13 protein-coding genes and 1 riboswitch are annotated in these 18,497 nt (G+C 66.6%); of the genes, 6 read left to right on the forward strand and 7 right to left on the reverse strand.

Annotation, left to right across the window (positions count from 1 at the left end; all coding sequences use genetic code 11):
* Positions 1-100: 100 nt before the first annotated feature.
* The 7 genes from QFZ42_RS25560 to dnaA form a co-directional block, all read right to left on the reverse strand.
* Complete coding sequence (locus QFZ42_RS25560) at positions 101-1,087, reverse strand: ATP-binding protein (RefSeq protein WP_373423412.1); 987 nt, start codon at positions 1,085-1,087, stop codon at positions 101-103.
* A 108-nt stretch (positions 1,088-1,195) separates the two neighbouring features.
* The gene (cobN, locus tag QFZ42_RS25565; RefSeq protein ID WP_307703663.1) at positions 1,196-5,050 is read right to left on the reverse strand and encodes a cobaltochelatase subunit CobN; all 3,855 of its coding nucleotides are present in this window, start codon (positions 5,048-5,050) and stop codon (positions 1,196-1,198) included.
* 20 nt (positions 5,051-5,070) lie between these two features.
* Positions 5,071-6,132, reverse strand: a complete 1,062-nt coding sequence (gene cobW, locus QFZ42_RS25570; RefSeq protein WP_307703664.1) for a cobalamin biosynthesis protein CobW — start codon at positions 6,130-6,132, stop codon at positions 5,071-5,073.
* Positions 6,133-6,204: 72 nt separating this feature from the next.
* Entirely contained in the window at positions 6,205-7,521 is a 1,317-nt protein-coding gene (locus tag QFZ42_RS25575; RefSeq protein WP_307703665.1) for a cobyrinate a,c-diamide synthase, read from the reverse strand.
* Between the two features lie 172 nt (positions 7,522-7,693).
* Positions 7,694-7,948: riboswitch (cobalamin riboswitch) on the reverse strand.
* 161 nt (positions 7,949-8,109) lie between these two features.
* On the reverse strand, positions 8,110-10,734 hold the full coding sequence (gene gyrB, locus QFZ42_RS25580) for a DNA topoisomerase (ATP-hydrolyzing) subunit B (RefSeq protein WP_307703666.1): 2,625 nt from the start codon (positions 10,732-10,734) through the stop codon (positions 8,110-8,112).
* Between the two features lie 135 nt (positions 10,735-10,869).
* Complete coding sequence (dnaN, locus tag QFZ42_RS25585) at positions 10,870-11,976, reverse strand: DNA polymerase III subunit beta (RefSeq protein WP_307703667.1); 1,107 nt, start codon at positions 11,974-11,976, stop codon at positions 10,870-10,872.
* Positions 11,977-12,067: 91 nt separating this feature from the next.
* A complete protein-coding gene (dnaA, locus tag QFZ42_RS25590; protein WP_307703668.1) occupies positions 12,068-13,447 on the reverse strand; it encodes a chromosomal replication initiator protein DnaA in 1,380 nt (459 codons plus the stop codon).
* Positions 13,448-13,766: 319 nt separating this feature from the next.
* On the opposite strand from dnaA, the gene rpmH reads away from it, so the two are divergent.
* The 6 genes from rpmH (at position 13,767) to QFZ42_RS25620 (ending at position 18,424) form a co-directional block, all read left to right on the forward strand.
* A complete protein-coding gene (gene rpmH, locus QFZ42_RS25595; RefSeq protein WP_007834827.1) occupies positions 13,767-13,901 on the forward strand; it encodes a 50S ribosomal protein L34 in 135 nt (44 codons plus the stop codon).
* Between the two features lie 86 nt (positions 13,902-13,987).
* Positions 13,988-14,413, forward strand: coding sequence for a ribonuclease P protein component (locus QFZ42_RS25600; protein ID WP_307703669.1), 426 nt, complete (start codon positions 13,988-13,990; stop codon positions 14,411-14,413).
* Positions 14,410-14,697, forward strand: a complete 288-nt coding sequence (gene yidD, locus QFZ42_RS25605) for a membrane protein insertion efficiency factor YidD (RefSeq protein WP_307703670.1) — start codon at positions 14,410-14,412, stop codon at positions 14,695-14,697. The genes QFZ42_RS25600 and yidD overlap by 4 nt, the downstream gene beginning before the upstream one ends.
* The gene (gene yidC, locus QFZ42_RS25610) at positions 14,694-16,379 is read left to right on the forward strand and encodes a membrane protein insertase YidC (protein ID WP_307703671.1); all 1,686 of its coding nucleotides are present in this window, start codon (positions 14,694-14,696) and stop codon (positions 16,377-16,379) included. Before yidD ends, yidC begins: the two co-directional genes overlap by 4 nt.
* A 77-nt stretch (positions 16,380-16,456) precedes the next feature.
* Complete coding sequence (gene mnmE / locus QFZ42_RS25615) at positions 16,457-17,872, forward strand: tRNA uridine-5-carboxymethylaminomethyl(34) synthesis GTPase MnmE (RefSeq protein WP_307703672.1); 1,416 nt, start codon at positions 16,457-16,459, stop codon at positions 17,870-17,872.
* 90 nt (positions 17,873-17,962) lie between these two features.
* Positions 17,963-18,424 carry a Crp/Fnr family transcriptional regulator gene (locus tag QFZ42_RS25620; protein ID WP_307703673.1) on the forward strand — a complete coding sequence of 154 codons (462 nt, stop codon included), beginning with the start codon at positions 17,963-17,965 and terminating at the stop codon, positions 18,422-18,424.
* Positions 18,425-18,497: the final 73 nt, after the last annotated feature.

An 18,497-nucleotide genomic window follows, 5' to 3' on the forward strand; every position in this document is an offset into this window, starting at 1 on the left:
CCGGCATCCGCATGTGCAGGCGGCGCCAGCAATGGCTGCCGAACTGGATTCAGCCACCGCAGACCTCCGCGCCCGGCGCGCATGAGGCGGCTGCGGTGGCTCACGCTTTTTTTGCGGGCCACCCTCCTTCGGGCAGCACGCGGGCAGTGGCCTCGGGAATCGGCGGCAGCGCACCCCAGTCGCCCATGGGGGAACTGTTGGCGGATGGTGCGGAACTGCCGGTGGATGCCGGCGCCGCCTGCCGCATGTCGGCTTTTGGCTCTGGCGCCGGGCTGCTCCTGCCCTCCTCCCGTCGATGGGCCAATGCCAGTTCCGCCACCGCGTCGACATCGTCCGTCGTGACTTCGGTGCGGCCCTCGAATGCAGCGAGCGCACGCGCCGCTCTCAGCATCACCAGGTCGGCCCGCATGCCGTCCACGCCAGCCGCGAGCGCGCATTCCGCGGCGCGCTGCAGCACGGCATCCGACCACGCCAGGCGGGCCAGCCCGGCGCTGGCTGCAATCACCGCCGCAGCCAGGCGGGCCTGCTCACCGGCATGTGCGTCGGCCACCCCAAGCGGGTCTTCGTCGAAGCGCAAACGCGCGCGCACGATCGCCATCCGCTGCCCGGCTTCGCTCGGGTTGGCCAGCGCCACCGACAGGCCGAAACGATCCAGCAACTGGGGGCGCAGTTCGCCTTCCTCGGGATTCATGGTTCCGACCAGCACGAAGCGTGCGGCGTGCTGTTGCGAAATGCCGTCGCGCTCGACGGTGTTCACGCCGCTGGCGGCGACATCGAGCAACGCGTCGACCAGCGCGTCGGGCAGCAGGTTGACTTCATCGACGTACAGCACGCCATGGTGGGCGCGCGTCAAGAGGCCCGGCGCCAGGCGCAGCCGCCCATCGCGGAGCACGTCCTCGACGTCCAGCGTTCCCACCAGCTGCTCGACGGTGGCGGACAGCGGCAAGGTGACGAAGGGCGCAGCCGATGAAGCGGGCGTAGGCGGCAGTAACGCGGCCAGGGCCCGCGCCGCGGTCGACTTCGCGGTGCCGCGCGGTCCGCTGATGAGCACGCCGCCGATACCGGGGTCGATGGCCGCGAGCAACAGCGCGCGTTGCAGCAGGGGTTGACCGATCAGCGCACTGAAGGGGAAGGGTCGTGCGACCGGCCGGCTCGAGCTTCGGGCCGGCGATCGCTTCGGTGGAATGGGGTGTCATCAGAGTGGCCCTTCGCCGTGGTCCTCGAGCCGGCGCTCCAGCGCCAGAAGGTGGTGTTCGATGCGTTCGCGGTGGTCGCCGGCTTCTTGCCACAAGCCGCGCCGCATGGCGTCCAGCAGGCGCTCGCCAATGCTGCGCAGGGCCAGCGGGTTGTGCCGCTGCAGGAACTCGCGCATCTTGTCGTCGTGCAGGTAGGCATCGGCCACCAGCGCGTACTGGTGATCGCCGACCACGCCCGTGGTGGCGCTGTACGCGAACAGGTTGTCCACGGTGGTGGCGATCTCCGCCGCGCCCTTGTAGCCGTGCCGCCGCACGCCGTCCAGCCACTTCGGGTTGACGGCGCGCGATCGCACCACGCGCGCGACCTCTTCGCGCAAGCTGCGGATGCGCGGCGACCCCGGCACGCTGAAATCGCCGTGGTAGAGCGCAGCCGGTGCGCCCGCCAGATGCGCCACGGCGGCCGCCATCCCGCCCTGGAACTGGGCGTGGTCGGCAGCGTCGAGCACGTCGTGCTCGCGGTTGTCCTGGTTGTGCAGCACCGCATCGAGTTGCCCCAGACGCTGCTCGAACGAGGCGCGCGCGGCAACGCCGTGTTCGCCCTGCCCATAGGCAAAGGCACCGGCCTGCAGATAGGCCTGGGCGATGTCGGCGCTGTGTTGCCACTGGCCGCTGTCCAGCACCTCCTGCACACCCACGCCGTAGCCGCCCGGACGCGGGCCGAACACACGCCACGTGGCCTGGCGCCGCGCCTGGTCGACGGATTGGCCGGCCGCCAGGGCCTCGGCGGCCTCGCGCCGTACGCGGGCACGGATCGGGTTCACCTCGTCGGATTCATCGTCTTCGCTGATCGCGGCCACGGCGCGCACGGCCGTGTCGAAAAGGTCGATCACGTTGGGAAAGGCATCGCGGAAGAAGCCCGACACGCGCAGAGTCACGTCCACACGCGGCCGATGGCGGACAGCCATCGGCAGCACTTCGATGTCGATCACGCGCGCGCTGCCGTCGGCCCACTTCGGCCGCACGCCCAGCAGCGCGAAGGCCTGCGCCACGTCTTCGCCGCCGGTGCGCATGGTGCTGGTGCCCCAGACGGACAAGCCCACCTCGCCAGGCATCGCGCCGTGGTCTTGCAGGTGGCGCTCGATCAGTCGTTCCGCCGCGGCCGCACCCATGGCGTAGGCCGTGGGCGTGGGCACGGCGCGGGTGTCGACGCTGTAGAAATTGCGTCCGGTGGGCAGCACATCGGGCCGGCCGCGCGACGGCGCGCCGCTCGGGCCAGGGGGCACGAAGCGCCCGGACAGACCTCGCAGCAATTGCGTCATTTCCTGGGGGCCGCAGGCATCGAGGCGAGGGGCCAGCACCTGCTTCAGGCGCTGCAGCACCGGTGCCGCATGCGGCCAGTCATGGGCATCGAAGGCATCATGCGCAGTGCCCGCCGGAGTGTCGCCGGACACCGCCTGCACCGCCACCAGGCGCGCTGCCAGCAGTTCCAGCCGCTCGCGCGTGTGGCCGGCGTGGCGCCATGCCTCGGCACTGATCTCTTGCAACACCTTCGGACGCGGACCGTGCCACGGCGCGGCCCAGTCCGGCCCCAGAGCGCTGAAGCCGTCCGCGCCCTCCACGCCAAGGTCTTGCGCCAGTGCGACCAACAGGCTCTTCTGACTGGCGGCCGTGCCGCCTGGAAAACGCGCCAGCGCCAGCAGCGTGTCGATGCGCTGGCGGCCCTGCGGCGAACGCCCCAGAACATGCAAGCCGTCACGGATCTGGGATTCCTTGATCTCGCAAAGATAGGCGTCCAGCCCCTTCAACAGGCTCTCCCGGGCACTCTCGTCGGTCGACCGCGCGAACCCCAGTTCCTCGTGCAAGCCTTCGCGCACGGTGCGTCCGAGGATGTCCTCGCGCAGCAGCCGCGCGCGTCGCGGATCGAGCGACAGGGCTTCGTAGTACTCGTCCATCTGCCGCTCCAGCTGCTGCAACGGGCCATAGGTCTCGGCGCGCGTCATCGCCGGCATCAGGTGGTCGATGATCACGGCCTGGGTGCGCCGTTTTGCCTGGCTCCCTTCGCCCGGGTCGTTCACGATGAAAGGATAGAGATGCGGCAGCGGGCCCAGGATGGCGTCGGGCCAGCACGCCTCGCTCAGTGCCACGCTCTTGCCCGGCAGCCACTCGAGATTGCCGTGCGTGCCCACATGCACCATCGCGTCGACCGCAAAGGCGCGGCGCAGCCAGAAGTAGAAGGCCAGGTAGTTGTGGGGCGGCACCAGGTCCGCGTCGTGGTAGGTGGCCGCCAGGTCCACGGCACGCCCGCGCGCCGGCTGAATACCGACGAAGACGTGGCCGAAGCGCAGGCCGGCAATCGTGAAGCGCCCGCTGCGCAGCGACGGCTCTTGCTCGGGCGCGCCCCACCGGGCGTTGACCGCCGCCCTGCTGTCGGCGGGCAATCGATTGAAATCTTCCAGGTAGTCGGCCAGGGAAAAGCTCTGCGCGGCGGGTCGGCCGCCGTTGGCGTCGCTGTTGTTGGTGATGCCGCGCAACAGCGCCGCGATCAGGGCGTCGCCGCTGGCGGGCAGATCCCCGGTCAGGTACCCCGCGGCCTGCAGTTCCTGCAACACGACCACGGTCGACGCCGGCGTGTCCAGCCCGACGCCGTTGGCGATGCGCGCATCGTCGATCGGATAGTTGGCCAGGATCAGCGCGATCCGCTTGTCGGCGTTGGGCTTGTCGCGCAGCACGCACCAGCGGCGTGCGAGTTCGGCCACGAAGGCCATTCGGCCGGGCTCGGCCTGGTAGCGAAGCACGTCGAGCTCGGTGTGCTCGCAGCGCCAGGCCATGCCCTTGAAACTGATGGCGCGCGTGAGGATGCGCCCATCCACCTCGGGCAGTACCACCTGCATGGCCAGATCGCGCGGCGCCAGGCCGTGCGGGTCGGCCAGCCATTGCTCCTGCGTGCCGCCGGCGGTAATGAGCTGCAGCACGGGGGCGTCCCCGGCCAGCGTGGCCAGCGACATGTCGCCGTCGCCTGCGCTCCCATCGTCGCGGCCGTCGATCGACGCCACCGCGAAGCTGGTCGCGTTCAGCACGATCGCCACGCGGTGTTCCGCGACCAAGGCCTGCACCGCGGCGTGGCTGTCGGCGTTCTTGAGCGAATCCACGGCGAGGGCCACCGCGTTCAAGCCGGCGGCCGACAGCGCTTCCAGCATGGCGTCGAACACCGCCGTGTTGCCCGCCTGCAGATGGGCGCGGTAGAACAGCAGCAGCGCCACCGGCGCGCCTGCCTTCCAGGTGGCGCGGCCGGCAGCCTCCCGCGGCCGATAGCGCACGGCCGAAGGCAGGGGCACCGGCTGCGCCGGCCGGCTGCCCAGCCCGAACGCCGCATGGCCGATCAGCGAGAAGAAAGCCTTCGCATTGTCGAGCCCTCCTTCGCGCAGGCAGCGCCAAAGATGGCGGCAATCGTCGTGCGGCGCGCTGCTGCGCATGAGCAATTGCATGTCTTCGGAGGCATCGCCCGAGAACATCGCCAGCCATTGACCGCGTTCGCGTGCCGAGGACATGGCGCGCTCCACCAGGTAGGCCCAGTCGCTCGGGGTACCCAGATGGTCGATCACCACCACGCGGGCATGGCGCAGCACGTCGTCGACATACATGTCCACGGAAGCCGGCTGCCGAAGCCACATCAGGTTGGCCAGGCGCACGCTGGGATAGTCGGCGCCCATCTGCCCGGCCGCGTCGGCGAGCAGCGACAGGGTGGTGTCGGCGGCGCTGAGCACGACCACCGAGGCGGGCGTCTGCGCCACGCGCACGACGCCTTGGCCGCCGTCTTCGACGTGGCCGCCGGGGCGGGTGGACAGCAGATGCATGAAGGACTTTCGGCGACGCGTCAGGCCACCGCGGCCACGCCCAGCGCGGCGTCCAGCTCGGCTTGCAAGGCTGCCGCATCGAGGCCTGCCCCGATCAGCACAAGGCGCGTCTGCCGAGCCTCGTCGGCGCGCCAGGGCCGGTCGAAGTAGCTGTCGAAGCGCGTGCCGACGCCTTGCACTACCAGCCGCATCGCTGCGCCGGGCAGTGCGACGAAGCCTTTGGCCCGATAGATCTCGTGGCGCTCGACCAGCCTCTGCAAGGCGGCCAGCAAGCGGCCCCGGTCAGGGACCTGCAGGGTCACCGAGACCGAGTCGAAGGCGTCGTGGTCGTGGTCTTCCTCTTCGTCGTGGTGAGTCTTGCGCTGGTCGATCGCATCCTCCACCGCCCGCTCCATGCCCAGCAGCACACCCAGGTCGATGCGCCCGTGCTGCGCATGCACCAGCTTCACGCCTGTCGCGGTCTCGGCGCGGATGACGGCCTCCACGCCGGCCAGCGTCGCCGCGTCGAGCCCATCCGTCTTGTGCACGACCACCAGGTCGGCGGTTGCGAGCTGGTCTTCGAACAACTCCGACAAGGGCGAATCGTGGTCGAGGTTCTCGTCGGCGCGGCGCTGGGCGTCTACCGCCAGCGGGTCGTCCGCGAAGCGGCCGGCGGCGACGGCCGGTGCATCCACCACCGTGATCACCGCATCCACCGTGAATGCGTTGCGCAGCGCCGGCCACTGGAAGGCCTGCACCAGGGGCTTGGGCAGCGCCAGGCCCGAGGTCTCGATGACCAGGTGATCGATCTGATCGCGCCGTGCGGCCAGTTGCTCCATCACCGGCGCAAACTCTTCCTGCACGGTGCAGCACAGGCAGCCGTTGGCCAACTCGAACAACTGGCCGTCCGGCGCCCCGGTCTCGTCGCAGCCGATGCCGCAGCCGCGCAGCAACTCGCCGTCGATGCCCAATTCGCCGAACTCATTGACGATGACTGCGATGCGCCGGCCCTGGGCGTTCTGCAACAGGTGGCGCAGCAGCGTGGTTTTACCGCTGCCGAGGAAGCCGGTGACGATGGTGGCGGGGATCTTGCGGCTTTGCATGGGTGTGGGCGTCGAGGTTTGCATGGACTGTGGTGTTTCTGTGGGGTCGCGTGCGGCGTTGCCAGCGCGCGATCAGGGCTTGAACAACGCGGCGATGGCCGCTGGATTGCTCGGAAAGTACAGATGCATGAAGGACGCGAAAAGGCGTTTCTGGCGGAAGACCGCTTCGGCCTGGCCGTGGTGGCGCCGGGCTCGCGTGTGCAGTGCAGCCGGCGCGCGCGTGTCGATGCGGGCGTAATGAAAAGTGTGGCCGCGGACCTCGCCTTCGGGCAACTCCAGGCTGTGCATGCCGAGGTTGACGAGCCGGTCGGACATCGCGCCCTGCCCGGGCAGCAAACCCAGCATGGGCGCCTTGTGGCCGGCAGCGTCGCTCAGCGACTCCAGCAGCACCAGCATGCCGCCGCACTCCGCGACCATCGGGCGACCCGCGGCATGGTGCGCAGCGATGGATTCGCGCGTCGCCGTATTGCCGGCCAGCGCGTGCAAGTGCAGTTCCGGGTAACCGCCCGGAAGGTACAGCGCATGCGCTTCTTGCGGCACCGGTTCGTTGGCCAGCGGCGAAAAGAAGCGGAGTTGCGCGCCCAGGGTGCGCAGGAGGTCGAGATTGGCGGAGTAGACGAACGAGAAGGCGGCATCTTGCGCGATGGCGATCGTCACGCCGGCGAGCGAAACGGGCAGACCTGAATCCGAAGCCGGGCGCAGCGGCGCGTTGAATTCCACGGCGGGCGGCATCGGCAGCGCCCCGTGCTCGGCCAGCGCAAGCGCGGCGGCTGCGATGCGCTCGGCGATGTCGTCGACCTCGCCGGCCTGCACGAGGCCGAGGTGGCGCGACGGCAACGCGTAGTGCCCGCCGCGCGGCAGCGCGCCGTACCAGGCCATGCCGGCCGGCAGGCTCTCGCGCACCATCTGCGCATGGCCCGCGCTGCCCACGCGATTGGCCAGCACGCCCGCCAGCTGCAGGCCGGGGCGATAGGTCGCCAGCCCGTGGGCGACTGCGCCGAAGGTCTGCGCCATCGACGATGCATCGATCACGGCCAGTACCGGCAGTCCGAAATGCAGCGCCAGATCGGCACTCGACGGCGTTCCATCGTGCAGCCCCATCGCGCCTTCGACCAGGATCAGGTCGGCCTCCGCAGCTGCACGGTGCAAGAGCTCGGCACAGTGCGCCTCCCCCCCCATCCACAAGTCGAGCTGCTGCACCGGCGCGCCGCTGGCACGTTCGAGCACCATGGGGTCGAGAAAATCCGGCCCGGTCTTGAACACCCGCACGCGCCGGTCCTTGCTGCGATGCCAATGCGCCAAAGCGGCAGTGACGGTGGTCTTACCTTGGCCCGACGCCGGGGCCGTGACCAGCAGCGCGGGACATCTGAAGGCTGCGGTTGCAATCATCCGCCGACCCTCATCGGCCTGCCGGCCACTCGCAGCGCACGAACGCCACTGCACAGCGGGCGTGAGCCAGGGCCATGTCGCCTGAAGGGGATGCGTGCCATAGAGAAAATACCGCGCCAGCCATGCTCACCCGCTTCCCCGCAGGTACGCACCACAAGGCGCGCCGTTCGCACAGCGCGCCGCCTCGTTGGCCGGTATCCGGGCTGGCGAAGACGACCCGTGTTCCCTTCCCAGGCAGCGCAGATTGCGCGGATTGACCTAGTGGGCTATAGACACGAGCGGCGAGCACGAGGGCTCACGTTCGCTTACCGTTGCGGGGGCAGCTCAGGTTAGGGCGCGCGATGGCTTGCCGCACCACCCCTCCTGATTCCCGTTGAACTGCTTCGACCGGAAAGACGAAGCGAGCACCAACGGGTTGATCATAGCGGAACACCTTCACTCATGCGGTGCGCCGCCTGGCAGTCTTGCGCGCCTCCGCCTTGGGCATGAGGGCGCGCCAGCCGATGACGACGATGCGATGCCCCGGGCTGACAGGATCAGCACCAAGGCCTCGCGCAACCACACGGTTGCTTTGTGCCCTGTCAGTTCCTACACGTCGATATTCGCAGCCCGCAATGCGTTCTGCTCGATGAACTCGCGCCGCGGCTCCACCTCGTCGCCCATCAGCATCGTGAACACGCGATCCGCCTCGATGGCGTCGTCGATCTGCACGCGCAGCAGGCGGCGCACGGTCGGGTCCATGGTGGTTTCCCACAGCTGCGCGGGATTCATTTCGCCCAGGCCCTTGTAGCGCTGGCGCGAGGTGGCGTTCTCGGCCTGGCCGATGAGCCACTTCATCGCGATGCGGAAGTCGGCCACCTTTTCTTCCTTGGCGCGTTCGCCTTCGCCGCGGCGGACGATGGCACCGTCGCTGCTCAGAAGGCCGCGGAAGGTGTTCGCGGCCTGGGCCAGCGCGTCGTAGTCGGCGCCGTGCACGAAGTCCTGCGTGAGCACGCTGCTCTTGATGTTGCCGTGGTGGCGGCGGCTGATGCGCAAGAGCGGCTTGTCGGTGCGGGCATCGAACTCGCTGGTCACTTCGGCCGGCACGCCGGTGGTGTTGAGCTCGCGCAGCTTGGCCTGCAGTGCCACGGCCGAGGCTTCGGCCGCGGGCGTGGTGTCGAGGTCGAGCGCCACGCCGTCGGCAATGGCGCGCAGGGCCTCGGCATCCATGAAGTTGCGCAGCCGCGCAATCACCGCCTCGGCCAGCTGGTGCTTGCGCGCCAGTTCGGCCAGGGTGTCGCCGCTCAGGGTGGTCGAATTGGGGCCGCCGGTCTCGATGCTCGCGTCTTTCAGGGCCACCTTGAGCAGGAAGGCGTCGAGCGCGGGGCCGTCCTTCAGGTACTGCTCTTCCTTGCCGACCTTCACCTTGTAGAGCGGCGGCTGCGCGATGTAGATGTGGCCGCGCTCGACCAGCTCCGGCATCTGCCGGTAGAAGAAGGTGAGCAGCAGCGTGCGGATGTGGGCGCCGTCGACGTCGGCGTCGGTCATGATGATGATGCGGTGGTAGCGCAGCTTGGCGACGTTGAAGTCGTCCGCCCCGCCGCCCGCGCTGGTGGCGCCGGCGCGGCCGATGCCGGTGCCCAGCGCCGTGATCATGGTGAGAATTTCGTTGCTGGTGAGCAGTTTCTCGTAGCGCGCTTTTTCCACGTTCAGGATCTTGCCGCGCAGCGGCAGGATGGCCTGGAATTTCCGGTCGCGGCCCTGCTTGGCGGAGCCGCCGGCGGAGTCGCCCTCCACCAGGTAGACCTCGCACAGCGCGGGGTCCTTTTCCTGGCAGTCGGCCAGCTTGCCGGGCAGGCCCATGCCGTCGAGCACGCCCTTGCGGCGCGTCATTTCGCGCGCCTTGCGGGCGGCTTCGCGGGCGCGGGCCGCCTCGACGATCTTCCCGCAGATGATCTTGGCGTCGTTCGGGCGTTCCTGCAGGTAGTCGGTCAAGAGGCGGCCGACGATGTCTTCCACCGGCGCGCGCACTTCGCTGGACACCAGCTTGTCCTTGGTCTGGCTCGAGAACTTGGGCTCGGGCACCTTCACGCTCAGCACGCAGCACAGGCCTTCGCGCATGTCGTCGCCGGTGACCTCGACCTTCGCCTTCTTGGCGAACTCGTTTTCTTCGATGTACTTGTTGATGACGCGGGTCATCGCGGCGCGCAGGCCCGTGAGGTGGGTGCCACCGTCGCGCTGCGGAATGTTGTTGGTGAAGCACAGCACCTGCTCGTTGTAGCCGCTGTTCCACTGCATGGCCACTTCCACGCCGATGTGCGTGCCCGGGATGCCGCCGTAGGTGTCGGCGGGCTTCTCGCCTGCTGCATAGAACGAGTTCGGATGCAGGACGGTCTTGCCCTTGTTGATGAACTCCACGAAGCCGCGCACGCCGCCGGCGCCGGAGAAGTCGTCTTCCTTGCCGGTGCGCTCGTCGAGCAGGCGGATGCGCACACCGTTGTTCAGGAAGCTCAGCTCGCGCAGGCGTTTGCTCAGGATTTCGTAATGGAAATCGCTGTTTTCCTTGAAGATTTCCGTGTCGGGCAGAAAGTGCACCTCGGTGCCTCGCTTGTCCGTTTCGCCGATGACCCTCATAGGCGACACCTCGAAGCCGTTCACGGTTTCGAGCAAGCGGTTCTGCACGAAGCCGCGGCTGAATTCGAGTTCGTGGATCTTGCCTTCGCGGCGCACGATCAGGCGCAGCTTCACGCTCAGCGCGTTCACGCAGCTCACGCCCACGCCGTGCAGGCCGCCCGATACCTTGTAGCTGTTCTGGTTGAACTTGCCGCCGGCGTGCAGTTCGGTGAGCGCAATTTCGGCCGCCGAGCGCTTGGGCTCGTGCTTGTCGTCCATCTTCACGCCGGTCGGAATGCCGCGGCCGTTGTCGGTCACGGAGATCGAGTTGTCGGTGTGAATGGTGACGACGATGTCGTCGCAATGGCCGGCCAGCGCCTCGTCGATGGAGTTGTCGACCACTTCGAACACCAGGTGGTGCAGGCCCGTGCCGTCGGAGGTGTCGCCGATGTACATGCCGGGGCGCTTGCGCACCGCCTCGAGCCCTTCGAGGATCGTGATCGAGCCTTCGCCGTAGCTGGTGTCGGCGGGCGTGATCTCGATCGGCACCGCACTTTCGATCTCGGGCGTGTAGACCGGTTCGGTGTGGGGCACTTGGGGCTTGTTTTCTTCTGCACTCATTCGGATATTCCTCTATCTCTCACGGCATTCACGAAATTTTTCGGGCTCTCGGAATCGATTTTTCCTGCCTCTTGAAAGCGCAAACCCGCGGGGGGGCCGCGGGTCGTCTGCGCAAGGCGCTGTCTTTTCTGGCGGCTAGATCCGCATGGGCATGACAACGTACTTGAATGTCGCGTTGTCGGGGATGGTCAGTAGCGCCGAGCTGTTGGAATCGGCCAGGTCCAGCTTGACCATGTCCTGGCCCATGTTCGCGAGGGCGTCGATCAGGTAGGTCACGTTGAAGCCGATTTCGATGGCGTCGCCGCCGTAGTCGATGTCGAGCTCGTCCTGCGCTTCTTCCTGTTCGGCGTTGTTCGACGCGATGCGCAGCGTGCCAGGCTCGATGTTGAGCCGAACGCCCTTGAACTTCTCGCTCGTCAGGATGGCGGTGCGCTGCAGGCTGGCCAACAGGGGGGCGCGGCCGAGCGTGACGCTGTTCTTGTGGTTCTTGGGAATCACGCGGTTGTAGTCGGGGAACTTGCCTTCGACCAGCTTGGTGACGAACTCCATGCCGCCGAAGCTGAACTTGGCCTGGTTGTTCGCAAACTGCATCTCGATGGCGCCTTCGGCGTCCGACAGCAGGCGCTGCATTTCGAGCACGGTCTTGCGCGGAAGAATGACTTCCTGGCGCGGCACTTCGACGTCGAGCGTGGCCGACGAAAACGCCAGGCGGTGGCCGTCGGTGGCCACGAGGCTCAGCTGCTTGCCTTCGGCGACGAACAAAATGCCGTTCAGGTAGTAGCGGATGTCGTGCACGGCCATGGCGAACGAGACCTGCGAGAGCAGGTCCTTCAGCGTCTTTTGCGGCACGCTGAACACGGGGCCGAAGTTGGCGGCTTCCTGCACCAGCGGAAAGTCTTCGGCCGGCAGCGACTGCAGCGTGAAACGGCTCTTGCCGCCCTTGAGCACCAGCTTGCTCGCGCTCGATTCGAGGCTCACGGTCTGGTCGGCCGGCATGGTGCGCAGGATGTCGATCAGCTTGCGCGCGCCGATCGTGGTGGTGAAGTTGCCTTCATCGCCGCCGAGCTCGGCCGTGGTGCGGATCTGGATCTCGAGGTCGCTGGTGGTCAGCTGCAGCTGGCCGCCGGTCTTGCGGATCAGCACATTGGCGAGGATCGGCAGGGTATGGCGCCGCTCCACGATGCCTGCGACCGACTGCAGCGCGGCGAGGACTTTGTCTTGGGTTGCCTTCAAAACGATCATGTCTTCTTCCTCTTCTCTTATTTCTTTGAATCCGCTTGTAAGACGCCATTCTCCGCTGTCGCGTGGGGCATTCTTGATGACATTCCGGGGGTCAGCCCTTGAGCGTTTGTTCGAGCACGTGGAGCTGCTGGTTGAGTTCGGTGAGCTGCTGGCGCTCGCCCGAAATCTTGCGCACCGCGTGCAGCACCGTCGTGTGGTCGCGCCCACCGAACAGCTCGCCGATTTCCGGCAGGCTCTTTTGCGTGAGTTCCTTGGCCAGGTACATCGCGATCTGCCGCGGCCGCGCGATGCTGGCCGGGCGCTTCTTGCTGTACATGTCGGCGACCTTGATCTTGTAGTAGTCGGCCACCGTCTTCTGGATATTCTCGACCGAGATCTGCCGGTTCTGGATCGACAGCAGGTCGCGCAGCGCCTCGCGCGCCAGGGCGATCGAGATTTCTTTCTGGTTGAAGCGCGAGTACGCGAGGATCTTGCGCAGCGCGCCTTCGAGCTCGCGCACGTTGGAGCGCACGTTCTTGGCCACGAAGAAGGCCACTTCCTCGGGCATTTCGGCCGATTCGGCGCGCGCCTTGTTGATCAGGATGGCCACGCGCATCTCGAGCTCGGGCGGCTCGATGGCCACCGTGAGGCCCGAATCGAAGCGCGACACCAGCCGCTCGTGAATGTCGGCGAGACCCTTCGGATAGGTGTCGCTGGTCATCACGATGTGCGACTTCTTGGCCAACAGGGCTTCGAACGCGTTGAAGAATTCTTCCTGGGTGCGGTCCTTGTTGGCGAAGAACTGCACGTCGTCGATCAGGAGCAGATCGAGCGAGTGGTAGCGCTCCTTGAACTCGTCGAAGGTCTTGCGCTGATAGGCCTTGACCACATCCGAGACGAACTGCTCGGCATGGATGTAGAGAACTTTGGAATCCGGGCGGTCGGCGAGCAGCCGGTTGCCCACAGCGTGCATCAGGTGGGTCTTGCCCAGGCCGACGCCGCCGTAGATGAACAGGGGGTTGTACAGATGGCCCGGCATGCCGGCCACGTGCATGGCCGCGGCGCGCGCCATGCGGTTGGCCGTGCCCTCCACCAGGGTGTCGAAGGTCAGGCCCGAATTGAGCCGGTTCTTGAAGCCCGCCGCAGCCGGCTCCTCGCCCGGCCCGGCCACGTCGCGCGGCACGTCGGTTTCCGCCATGACGGCGACGGGTGCAGAGCGCGCGGGCGCTTCTCGCGGAGCAAGCGCTAACTCAACCGCGACCGGCTGGCCGTACATCTTCTCGGCCATGGCGGCAATCTTGCCGGCGTACTGGGCCCGGATCCAGTCGAGCTTGAAGCGGTTGGCAACGAACACCGTCATGCGCGAAAGGTCGTCGGTGACCTGCGCCGTCAGGGGTTTGATCCAGGTATTGAATTGCTGCTCGGACAGCTCCTGCGCGAGCTGGTCGACACAGGCCTGCCAGAGGCTTTCACCGATGCCGTCAGTCGACATGGGTGCTTGAAAAAGTGGTGCGTCCCTCGTCCATTTTTTGGTATATGTATTGTGGATATTCTCTGCTGCAAGGCGGTCCGCATTCTAACTTGTCAAAACCTTATCCACATGCCCCGGGGTACCATGCAAAGGCCCGCAAACTCGCTCGATGTTTGGTGTTGGGCCGAATGTTTGCGATAATTGCGGGTTTCCCTGAAAACCTCATTGCGTCTTTCGGGGGTCATCCGAAAAACGCTCCCAGCGTCCGCCTGTCCGATATGGCCTTCTAGGTTCATGTGGGACATCGTGGATATCGGGGGAATCAGCAGGAAATCTCATCATGAAACGCACTTACCAAGCATCCAAAGTCCGCCGCGCCCGTACCCACGGCTTTCTGGTCCGTATGAAGACCCGTGGCGGCCGTGCCGTCATCAACGCACGCCGCGCCAAGGGCCGCAAGCGCCTGGCCGTCTGACGGCAGTTCCTCTGCCGTTGCCAGCAGCCGACCCGCCAGCGCCAGCTTCCTCAGCCAGTGCTTCTGGCGTGTCTGGCCCGGTTTCCATGCAGCGGCTCAAGACCCGCGCGCAATTCCAGGCCGTCCTTGCAGGTGCCACTGTGGCGCGCACTGCTCATTTCGCATTGCATCGCTGCGCACTCGACTCCACGTCGAGCGCGCAGCCTTTGTTCGCGTCCGACGCAGTCTGGCTGGGCGCCATGGTGCCCAAGCGCTGGGCGCGCCGCGCGGTCACGCGCAACGCCATCAAGCGCCAGATCTATACCGTGAGCGCCGCGCCCGACGTCGGCCTGCCCCGTGCGGCGCACGTGGTGCGGCTGCGCGCGGGTTTTGACCGCAAGGAATTCGTGAGCGCGAGCTCCGACAAGCTCAAGGGCGCTGTTCGTGCCGAGCTCCAGCAACTGCTGGCGCGGGCGGCGCGCTCGCCGGCTCCCTCGTCTCCTTCTTCCCCGCCTTCCTTCTCCTCCTCATGAAACGCCTGCTGATCGGCCTCGTGAAGGGCTATCGCCTGCTGCTGAGCCCATGGCTCGGCCAGTCGTGCCGCTTCACGCCGAGCTGCTCGGTGTATTCGATCGAGGCGCTGGACGTGCACGGTGCGCTCAAGGGCAGCTATCTCACTCTGCACCGCATCGCGCGCTGCCAGCCCTGGTGCCGGGGCGGCCACGATCCGGTTCCACCGAAATCACAGCGTCGCACTGACAAGTCAGGCTCGCTGTTTTCGTCTCTTCTCTCCTCCGACAAGAAGTCTTCGTCATGAACGATATACGCCGCACGATCCTGTGGGTGATTTTTGGTTTCTCGCTGGTGTTGCTGTGGGACCAATGGCAGGTCTTCAACGGCAACAAGCCGACCTTCCTGCCGTCGAGCAAGCCGGCTGCCGTTGCAAGCGCACCGGCAGGCAGCACGCCGGCCGCCGGCAGCAGCGTGCCGACCGCGTCCACCGCCGGAGGCAACGCAGCCGCCGTGCCCACGCAAGCCGCGCCAGCCGCGCCGCGTGAGCAGGTCAGCGTGACCACCGACCTGTTCAAGGCGGTGATCGACAGCGAAGGCGCCACGGTCAACCACCTCGAACTGCTGAAGTACGAAGAGGCCGACCGCACCAAGCACGTGGTGCTGTTCGAGAACGGCTCGCCCGCAACGCGCTACGTGGCGCAAACCGGCCTGCTGAGCCAGACCGGCGAACCCTTCCCCAACCACCTGACCCCGATGACGCCGAAGGCCGGCCCGCGCGAAATGGCCGAAGGCCAGAACACGCTCGAAGTGAGCTTCGAAAGCGCACCCGCGGGCGGCCTCAAGTACGTCAAGACCTACGTCTTCAAGCGCGGCGACTACACCATCAATGTGCGCCACGACGTCGTCAACGTGAGCGACCAGCCGCGCGACGCGCAGCTCTACATGCAGCTGCTGCGCCACGGCACGGTGGCAGCGGGCACGATGTTCGGCACCAACACCTTCACCGGCCCAGCGGCATACACCAACGAGAAGAAGTTCCACAAGCTCGACTTCAAGGACATTGCCAAGGGCAAGATCGAGCCGCCGCCGCCCGCCAACGACGGCTGGATTGCGATGGTGCAGCATTACTTCGTCTCGGCGTGGCTGCTCAAGGGCGACCCCGCCAGCGAACAGCTCAAGCGCGAATTCCGCGTGAAGGACCTGGGCGACAACCTCTTCACCGTCGCCATGGTGGCCACGCTGCCGAAAATCGCTCCGGGCCAGACCCAGGTGGTCAACAGCGTGCTGTTCGCCGGTCCCGAAGAAGAAAAGAAGCTCGAAGCCATTGCACCGGGCCTGGACCTGGTCAAGGACTACGGCATCTTCGCGATCATTTCCAAGCCGCTGTACTGGTTGCTGAACCAGCTGCACGGCATTCTCGGCAACTGGGGCTGGTCCATCGTGGCGCTCGTGGTGCTGCTGAAGGCGGCCTTCTACTGGCTCAACGCCAAGGCCTACGCCAGCATGGCCAAGATGAAGGCCATCAACCCCAAGATCATGGAAATGCGCGAGCGGCTGAAGGACAAGCCGCAAGAAATGCAGCAGGAGATGATGCGCATCTACAAGACCGAGAAGGTCAATCCGATGGGCGGCTGCTTCCCGATCGTGATCCAGATCCCGGTGTTCATCGCGCTCTACTGGGTGCTCTTGTCGTCGGTCGAAATGCGCCACGCACCGTGGATCGGCTGGATCACCGACCTCTCGGCACCCGACCCCTGGTACATCCTGCCGATCGTGATGACGCTCACCTCGCTGTTCCAGACCTGGCTCAACCCGACGCCGCCCGATCCGATGCAAGCCAAGCTGATGTGGATCATGCCGCTCGCGTTCAGCGTGATGTTCATCTTCTTCCCGGCCGGCCTGGTGCTGTACTGGATCACCAACAACGTGCTGTCGATTGCGCAGCAGTGGTTCATCAACAAGCGGCTGGGCGTGCTGGGCAAGTAAGCCGCACGGCCTCCGCCACCCATGCAAAGGGCCGCATCCGCGGCCCTTTTCCTTTTTGCTGAAAGAATCGCGCTTCCATGACATTCGCCCGCACCACCGATCCCATCGTCGCCATCGCCACCGCCTCGGGGCGCGGGGCGGTGGGCATCGTGCGCGTCTCGGGTGCGCGGCTTGCGCCGCTGATCGAGGCGCTCTGCGGCCGGTCGCTGAAGCCGCGCGAAGCCACTTATCTCCCCTTCCGCGATGCGGCCGGCGAGCCGGTCGACCATGGCCTGGCGATTCACTTTCCCTCGCCGCATTCGTTCACCGGCGAAGACGTGCTCGAGTTGCAGGCCCATGGCGGAACGGTCGTGCTGCAGTTGCTGCTGGCGCGTTGCCTCGAAGCCGCCGCAGAGCCCGATCCGGTCACCGGCCGGCCGCGACTGTCCGGCCTGCGCGTGGCCGAGCCGGGCGAGTTCAGCCAGCGCGCCTTTCTCAACGGCAAGATCGACCTGGCCCAGGCCGAGGCCATCGCCGACCTGATCGACGCCAGCACCGAGGCGGCCGCGCGGAGCGCCGGGCGCTCGCTTTCGGGGGCCTTCTCGCGCGAGATCCATACGCTGCGCGACGCGCTGATTCATCTGCGCATGCTGGTCGAGGCGACGCTCGACTTTCCCGAAGAGGAAATCGACTTTCTCCAAAAGGCCGATGCCACCGGGCAGCTCGCGAGGCTGCAGGCGCAACTGGCGGCAGTGCAGCAGCGCGCAAAACAGGGCGCGCTGCTGCGCGAAGGCATCAAGGTCGTCATTGCGGGCCAGCCCAATGCAGGCAAAAGTTCGCTGCTCAACGCGCTGGCCGGCGCCGAGCTGGCCATCGTGAGCGCGGTGGCGGGCACGACGCGCGACGTCGTTTCGCAGACCATCCAGATCCACGGCGTGCCGCTGCATGTGGCCGACACCGCGGGCCTGCGCGACAGCAGCGACGAGGTCGAGCAGATCGGCGTGGCGCGCGCGTGGGGCCAGATCGAGAGCGCCGACGCCGTGCTGTTCTTGCACGACCTGACGCGTGCGGGCTTGCCTGACTACGCCGCAGCCGACGCAGAGATCCTGCGCAGCCTGCGGCAGAAGCTGCCTGCGAGCGTGCCGGTGCTCGACGTCTGGAACAAGCAGGACGCCGCACCGATGGGCAGCGCGGGCGCGGCCCAGGGCATTGCCTTGTCCGCCAAGACCGGCCTCGGCATCGAAGCGCTGCGCGAGCAGCTGCTGGCCATGGCGGGCTGGCAGTCGGTGCCGGAGGGCGTTTACCTGGCGCGGGCGCGCCACGTGCAGGCGCTGGGCCGCGTCGAAACCCACCTGGAGTTGGCTGCAAGCCACTTGGCTGCCCAAGCCCAGTTGCTCGATCTGCTGGCCGAGGAGTTGCGTCTCGCGCAGAACGCACTGAACGAAATCACCGGCGAATTTGGCGCCGACGACCTGCTGGGGGTCATCTTTTCGCGCTTCTGCATCGGTAAATAGCGACAGCCGCAACGAAAAACGTAAAGAGTTGTAGCCGAAAGGCGCGGCCTTCGCGGATACTTCTGCACCGATGCGGGGGTTGAGAAAAGCATGTCCATCCAGAACCTGAGCCGCGCCATCGCGGACAACAACAGCAACGACGCGTTCGCGTTGACGCTCAACGTACAGCAGTGGGAAACGCTGGCGGGCTACCTGCAGCCGATCGATACCGGCGTGGGCGACGTTCTCATCGAGCAAGGCACGCACGACCGTTCGGTGTATTTCCTCGAGGGCGGCGCGATCAGCGTCCATCGCGTGAGCAGCAAGGAACAGATGAAGCTCGCCGTGCTCATGCCCGGATCGGTCGTGGGCGAAGGCTCTTTCTTTTCGCGCGAACCGCATTCGGCCAACGTGGTGGTCACCGGCGCGGGCCGCGTATGGCGCCTCACGGCGATCCGGTTCGCCGAAATGTCGAATCGCCAACCCAACCTCGCGCTCGAAATCGCCATGGGGCTCGGTGCCGTGATCGCCAAGCGCATGGCGCACCGCTCCAAGCGCGTCGCGGTGACCTGAGCATCGAACTCTCAGCTCCGCATTCGGGCCCGGACGGCTCTTCGCAGCCAGTTTTTTCTTTGAAATCGTTCCC

Origin of the sequence: Variovorax paradoxus (genome assembly GCF_030815855.1) — a bacterium.
GTDB lineage: Bacteria > Pseudomonadota > Gammaproteobacteria > Burkholderiales > Burkholderiaceae_C > Variovorax > Variovorax paradoxus_M.

Coding starts and splice junctions, on each gene's coding strand:
- cobN (WP_307703663.1), bottom strand. CDS start 5,050: ATGCATCTGCTGTCCACCCGCCCCGGCGGCCACGTCGAAGACGGCGGC.
- cobW (WP_307703664.1), bottom strand. CDS start 6,132: ATGCAAAGCCGCAAGATCCCCGCCACCATCGTCACCGGCTTCCTCGGC.
- QFZ42_RS25575 (WP_307703665.1), bottom strand. CDS start 7,521: ATGATTGCAACCGCAGCCTTCAGATGTCCCGCGCTGCTGGTCACGGCC.
- gyrB (WP_307703666.1), bottom strand. CDS start 10,734: ATGAGTGCAGAAGAAAACAAGCCCCAAGTGCCCCACACCGAACCGGTC.
- dnaN (WP_307703667.1), bottom strand. CDS start 11,976: ATGATCGTTTTGAAGGCAACCCAAGACAAAGTCCTCGCCGCGCTGCAG.
- dnaA (WP_307703668.1), bottom strand. CDS start 13,447: ATGTCGACTGACGGCATCGGTGAAAGCCTCTGGCAGGCCTGTGTCGAC.
- rpmH (WP_007834827.1), top strand. CDS start 13,767: ATGAAACGCACTTACCAAGCATCCAAAGTCCGCCGCGCCCGTACCCAC.
- QFZ42_RS25600 (WP_307703669.1), top strand. CDS start 13,988: ATGCAGCGGCTCAAGACCCGCGCGCAATTCCAGGCCGTCCTTGCAGGT.
- yidD (WP_307703670.1), top strand. CDS start 14,410: ATGAAACGCCTGCTGATCGGCCTCGTGAAGGGCTATCGCCTGCTGCTG.
- yidC (WP_307703671.1), top strand. CDS start 14,694: ATGAACGATATACGCCGCACGATCCTGTGGGTGATTTTTGGTTTCTCG.
- mnmE (WP_307703672.1), top strand. CDS start 16,457: ATGACATTCGCCCGCACCACCGATCCCATCGTCGCCATCGCCACCGCC.
- QFZ42_RS25620 (WP_307703673.1), top strand. CDS start 17,963: ATGTCCATCCAGAACCTGAGCCGCGCCATCGCGGACAACAACAGCAAC.